Here is a 5,738-nt window from a genome sequence, read left to right on the forward strand (position 1 = left end):
TTCAGCCTATGAGTTATCGATACTTTGGGGGTATTATCAAAAAAACGCTGGCCGCCGCTGATTAATACGTCCGTTCTCGGACTTGGAGTCCAGCGAAATCCAGCGCTCCAGATGTCACCATCATTATCATCACTGACCGTTTCAAACTCGTTAATTTCCTCACCAACAGACCCAAAGATCTTCCATTTCCGGTTAACTTGATACCCTAAATTGAAATTAACTGAAGACAATTCATCTTGCTGGTTTGGCGTTGAGGACTCCTCATCATAAGATATCTTCTGATAGCTTCCCAAAACTGACCAACTCAACTTTGAGCGCCCAGGAATACCGCTAACAGACGCTGTCACCAATTGCTGATCGCTATTGCCTACAACACTTTCTGAGTTTTCCTGATTGTCGTATGTATAACGAAGGTAAACTTGTGCTACATCATTAAAACGATGTGTCAGGTAGGGACTGATGGAGTAATCGTAAGTAGTGTTACGATTACCGTTGCGGTTAAGATTTGTGTCACCTGAGGCCTGAAACGGATCGATACTGTTTTGCTGAATTCGTGCCGTACCATCGACGTACAAAAGGTTAGATACGAGCTCAACATTTCCACTTCCATTGAGGCTGGGATTAAAGTTATCGTCATTACTGCCAACAGAGGAGCATTTATTGCTATCAGTCAGATTGTTAATCTCAACAGCGCCATAAAGATTAAATGTGGCTCGCCCTCCCGATCCATTGACAGAAAAGCTCGGTGTTACTGTGGTAATAAATTCACTTTGTTCGTCATCCGAAGACAGGCATACATTATCTGTATAGACCTCTCTAACACTTACACCATAATCTCGCTGCCAGTCGCCAGCTAGAGCTTCTTGAGTAAAAGCCCAAAAACAGATAACAGCGACAGAGTATCGACGAATGCTAGACATAAAATTGCCATCAACCCTCTTCGTTTGGAGGCTGATAATGTCTTGATCGTCTAACGCCCTCGCCATAACCGTACCCATATCCATAACCATATCCGTGTCTCGAAAGCGGGTTTTTCTTCACTTTGTTTAACACCAAGCCTACAACCTTGTCGCCTCCAATATGCTCTACGGCCTCTTCTACCGCACTCTGTGAGGATTGCTCTGCGGCAACAACAAATACCACCTGCCCCACCAGACTCGCCAAAACACTGGCTTCAGTTGTAATAAGCAATGGGGGCGAATCGAATATGATGACCCGATCGGGGTATCGAGCGGATAATTCGTGCATCAGTTTTTTCATATTTTCACTGGCTAGCAACTCTGTTGCATGCTCATGAAGACGACCTGCAGGAAGTATCCGAAGCTTGGGAATACTGGTATGCACCAAAACATCACTGAATGTTTTGTCTTCATCCTCCAGAAGATCGATTAAACCCGGGCTATCATCCGGGATCCCCAATGCCGCTGCAGCTGAAGCTTTAGTGACATCTGCATCAACCAAAAGGACCGTTTTATCTTGTTCTGTCGCAATGCTCATTGCCAAATTTATCGCAGAAAAAGTTTTACCCTCTCCTGGCAATGCACTGGTCACCATAATCAAATTGGCATTTTCTACAATAGACGCCCCTTTCTTGTCGATATTTTGCAACAGTGGGCGTTTTATCGTTCTGTACTCATCAGCAATCTGACTTCTCGGACGTTGCGGAACAATCATCCCTTTTTCGGCCATTTCTTGAACCGGAAGAACATGGATTGGCGCGTTACTGCCAATCGGAATATCTGCTTTGTAAGAGGTTGTGGCACTTTCGGTTACATCAACTGTCTTTTCATCAGGTTGAGACAGAGACGTAGCCTTTTCGTCCCCGGTAGTGGCTTGTTTCCCGATGAAGTCATGTCCTTCAGGTTCACCAATACCGGCTTGAATGGGCTCTTCTACATGCTTATCGTTTTCTGGAGCAGACGGGCTCAAGAGTGCATCGCGCCCCCTCTCACTTTCCAGCTTATTGATTGCCTTTTCGATAATACTCATAAAATTAACCTTGACTCCATCCGTTGAGTGTTGGCATATCCACTAGAAGATAAGGCCTTGTCCGACATTGACGCCAGCAAAAGTCACTAGCAAGCAGAGGGTTATCGAAGCAAATGCCAAAACCGCCTTTAATTCCCGACGCGCTTGATGGGGAGGCACAATCATGGAAACAGAACCAAGCACTGGCAAACCAAGCTTTTCACTCAACGTTAATCTGTCCACAAATACCGGTCTCAGCAAAGTCAACAATAAGGCCAAGCCAACCCCCGCCCCCAGACTAAGGATCAAAACACCTGCATTAAGCAGCAGTTTATTGGGCTCGGTAGGCTTGAGAGGTACATACGGCGGATCAATAACGCGGAAGCGAATGTCGTCAGCATTCTTTTCAACCTTCTCAGACAATAGAGCAGATTCACGGCGCTTTAAGAGAGCCTTGTGCTGTTGCGAAACGACCTGATAATCCCGATCCAGCTGTTGAAGTTCAACTTCAATTTCGGGGATATTGTTTACTGTCCCCTCGAGCTCATCGACTCGAGTTTGGTACTCGCTTACACGAACTTTCAGCTCAGCCACTTTGGCTTCTGTTTCAGCCAGCATGGTCCTCATATTCTGATATACGGGGCTAGCCCCAAGTCCACTCAAAGAGGATGGCTGGATCTCCATGGCACGATCGAACTCACGACGCTTCTCTGCTTCCAGAGCCGCTATTTTGGCCTTAATTTGAATCATTTCTGGATGAAGATCGGTATAGCTCAGAGATAAATAATCCAGCTTCTCTTGCAGCCCCTGAATTCTTTGGTCGATGGGCGAATAGCGCCCGGAATCATTAATTGACGATGAAAAAAAGACCGGCTCCTCACCCTCGATCTGACTATTAAGCTCTTTTTGACGGTTTTCCATTTCTCTCAGCTCAAGCTTGGCTGAATTCAACTGGGATTTAGCCATTTCGAGGCGCTGATAGTAGCTCCCGGTCTCTCCGGGAAGCATACCCACGTTGCGCTTCTTGAAATCAGCAAGGCGAGCTTCTGATTCGGACAATCTCATCTCATAATCAGCGATTTGTTGATCTAAAAAGGCCTGTGCGCCCGAACTATCCTTCCTCTTTTCACCCAGTGTACTTTCGATAAAAATCGTAATCAGAGACTGCACAATACGCTTGGCAGTTTCACGATCTTCATGCTTAAACGATACGGAATACAGTGATGCGTTCTGTCTATCACCCTGGAGAGATATATTGTCTTTCAGCTCGGATAATAACTGCTCCTCCTGAAGCTCTGTTTTAACATTGAGATCAAGATCAGCCATTCTCATCAATTTCTCAAGGTTAGGACGGCTTAACAACGTTCTACTCATCAAAGCAACCCGCTGATTAACATCCGGCTGAATAGCCAGCCCCCTGAGTAACGGGCGTAGCAGACTACTGCTGTCAACATCGAGCCGGGCAGTCGCCATATACGATACAGGCAAAGACCAGACCCAAATCCAGCCTCCGATCGCTAGCGCCCAAGCAAGCGCCAGGGCATACCACTTATACCGCCATATCCATATCAGGTACCCATAAACCTGCGCAAATATTTGTTGCATCCTTCAATCCTCTGCGCGTACGACTTAAAACCAAGCTTCAGGAATAATAATAATGTCACCCGGCATCAGAGGTGTATTGGCTGAAATATCTCCATCACGGATCAAATCTTCAACCCGAAGGTTGTATATGGTTTGCTTTCCGCCAAAACTGCGTACTAATACAGTCTCATTGCCATTGGCAAAATCACTCAAACCGCCAACCCGAATCATTAAATCCAACAGGGTCATGTTTTTATCGTAGGGAACATTCAATGGTTTCGAGGCTTCGCCAACGACCCGAACCTGTTGGGTTGGAACACCGACAAAGCCATTGACGATAACGCTGACAACCGGACTTTTAACGTATTTCCCGTACGCGTCTTCGATCTCTCTTGCCAACTGTGTGGAAGTTCGACCACTAGCCGGAATATCCTCTACCAACCTTGTAGTGATTTTCCCGTCAGGTCTTACCTTAACCGTTGTCGATAACTCCTGATTTCCCCAGACAAAAATTTCCAGAGAGTCACCCGCACCAATGATGTAATCAAATTCGGGGGTTTCACCAGTCGCCTCCGGATATTCCTGGGAGCTACAAGCTGCCAGGGTTAAGGCTAAAAGTAAGCAGGCAAAGCCTGTTGAAAAGGAAGAAAAGGTACTCTTTAAAGATTCGGACACAGACTGCCTCCTTGAGCTGTCATCGAATTGCCTTGGAAAGTATAGACGCGTATTTCATCAATACTTAATTTAAGTCTGAATTACATGTTGTGCTTAAACGAGCCTGTTTAATACCTTTGTATGACTTGGTAAGGATTAAGAATAACAATAGTAACAAATGGATTATCGCGCCAATGTTAGCTTCTATTCTATTCTTATAATGGCTCAGTTTTAATACTAAAAATGATTAAATTGGAAAGGCCCCAAGTTTTTACTTCTTTAAGAAATTAAAAAACTAAATCTATATAACTGTTTTTAGTGCCCGCGCGACGAGCTTATTAATTATCGCTACCTAATCATATTCTTCCTACATATGAAAACGATTTTTGCTTGTTTGAGTCAACTTGAATGGCTAATCTAAAAGTAATGATCGATAAACAATCAAAAACCCAACGCGTGTTATAAAAGATCAATTCCTTTAAACCATTTTGCTCTATAGAAAATCTGCGACAATTAGAGCTTTCGAAACTTACCAAGCACTTCAATTCAGTTGTTGGACATTACAACGTTGCAGTGTGTCATTCTCTTGAAGAACAGGCGTTTGAATTGAACAGCGACCGACAGACGGCCAGCTCAGTCGCCGACCACTTGGGTCGATGATTTTATAAAGGGACAGGAAGTTCACTATGAAGAAAATATTCATAACACTGGCAAATTTATCGGGTATATCCGGTATAGTATTCTGCGGAGTATCCGGTGTATCGAGAGCATTCGGAAGCTATTACCTGCTTGGCTATGAAAACATGACTGTTTTCAACGCAGGAATCGGACTTATGGTGTTTTGCATGCTGATTAAGCAAGAGATCCTTTTATGGTCATCTCACCACCCCAAAAGCTAGAGCATCAGTAACGAAACAATAGCTCCTCAGAAGCAATTGCCTGACCTGGATGACGGATGAATCACCCAAGCTTAAATGACTGAATTGGATTTCTAATGTACGAATTGTTTTATGGACTAAAAGAAGAACCCTTTAGGCTAACTCCGGACTCGCGTCTCTGTTTTAACCATCCCAGCTATAAAAACGCCAAAGCCTACATGCAATACGCCCTGTACCGGAGAGAAGGGTTCGTTGTCGTTACAGGTCAACCCGGCACCGGAAAGTCGACGCTGATCAGCGATCTGACCTCTGAATTTGACGGCGGCCAGGTCAAATTCACCAGCCTTAATTGCACTCAGGTCCAGGCCGATGACCTAATACGCCTCATCGCACTGAACTTTGAGTTAGACGGGACCACTGAATATAAGTCGCTGCTGCTCCATGGGCTGAAACAACTTTTTCTGAAATTACATCAGGAAGGGAGACGCTCCCTGCTCATCATTGACGAAGCCCAGGATCTGCCTGAAGGCGCCCTGGAAGAGCTTAGATTGCTCACCAATTTGCAGCAAAATAACCAACCCTTGCTGCAAATATTCCTGGTCGGGCAGAGCGAACTGAGAAAAACCATCAGGTCCCCACAGCTCGAACAACTTC

The 5,738-nt window shown here is 45.1% G+C and carries 5 protein-coding genes; 1 reads left to right on the forward strand and 4 read right to left on the reverse strand.

Annotation, left to right across the window (positions count from 1 at the left end; all coding sequences use genetic code 11):
* The 4 genes from ACTG33_RS15845 to ACTG33_RS15860 all read right to left on the reverse strand — a co-directional run.
* The coding region (locus ACTG33_RS15845; RefSeq protein WP_439136193.1) for a TIGR03016 family PEP-CTERM system-associated outer membrane protein at positions 1–1,004 on the reverse strand (1,004 nt) is incomplete at its 3' end.
* Positions 931–1,989 carry an XrtA-associated tyrosine autokinase gene (locus ACTG33_RS15850; protein WP_439136194.1) on the reverse strand — a complete coding sequence of 353 codons (1,059 nt, stop codon included), beginning with the start codon at positions 1,987–1,989 and terminating at the stop codon, positions 931–933. The genes ACTG33_RS15850 and ACTG33_RS15845, both read right to left, overlap by 74 nt.
* Positions 1,990–2,031: 42 nt before the next feature.
* Positions 2,032–3,573, reverse strand: a complete 1,542-nt coding sequence (locus ACTG33_RS15855) for an XrtA system polysaccharide chain length determinant (protein WP_439136195.1) — start codon at positions 3,571–3,573, stop codon at positions 2,032–2,034.
* Between the two features lie 24 nt (positions 3,574–3,597).
* Complete coding sequence (locus ACTG33_RS15860) at positions 3,598–4,227, reverse strand: XrtA/PEP-CTERM system exopolysaccharide export protein (protein WP_439136196.1); 630 nt, start codon at positions 4,225–4,227, stop codon at positions 3,598–3,600.
* A gap of 973 nt (positions 4,228–5,200) precedes the next feature.
* Between ACTG33_RS15860 and ACTG33_RS15865 the strand changes: the two genes are divergently transcribed.
* Positions 5,201–5,738: ExeA family protein (locus tag ACTG33_RS15865; RefSeq protein WP_439136197.1), on the forward strand; the 538-nt coding region annotated here is incomplete at its 3' end.

This window comes from Pseudomaricurvus sp. (genome assembly GCF_965662505.1).
Classification (GTDB): Bacteria; Pseudomonadota; Gammaproteobacteria; order Pseudomonadales; family Cellvibrionaceae; genus Pseudomaricurvus.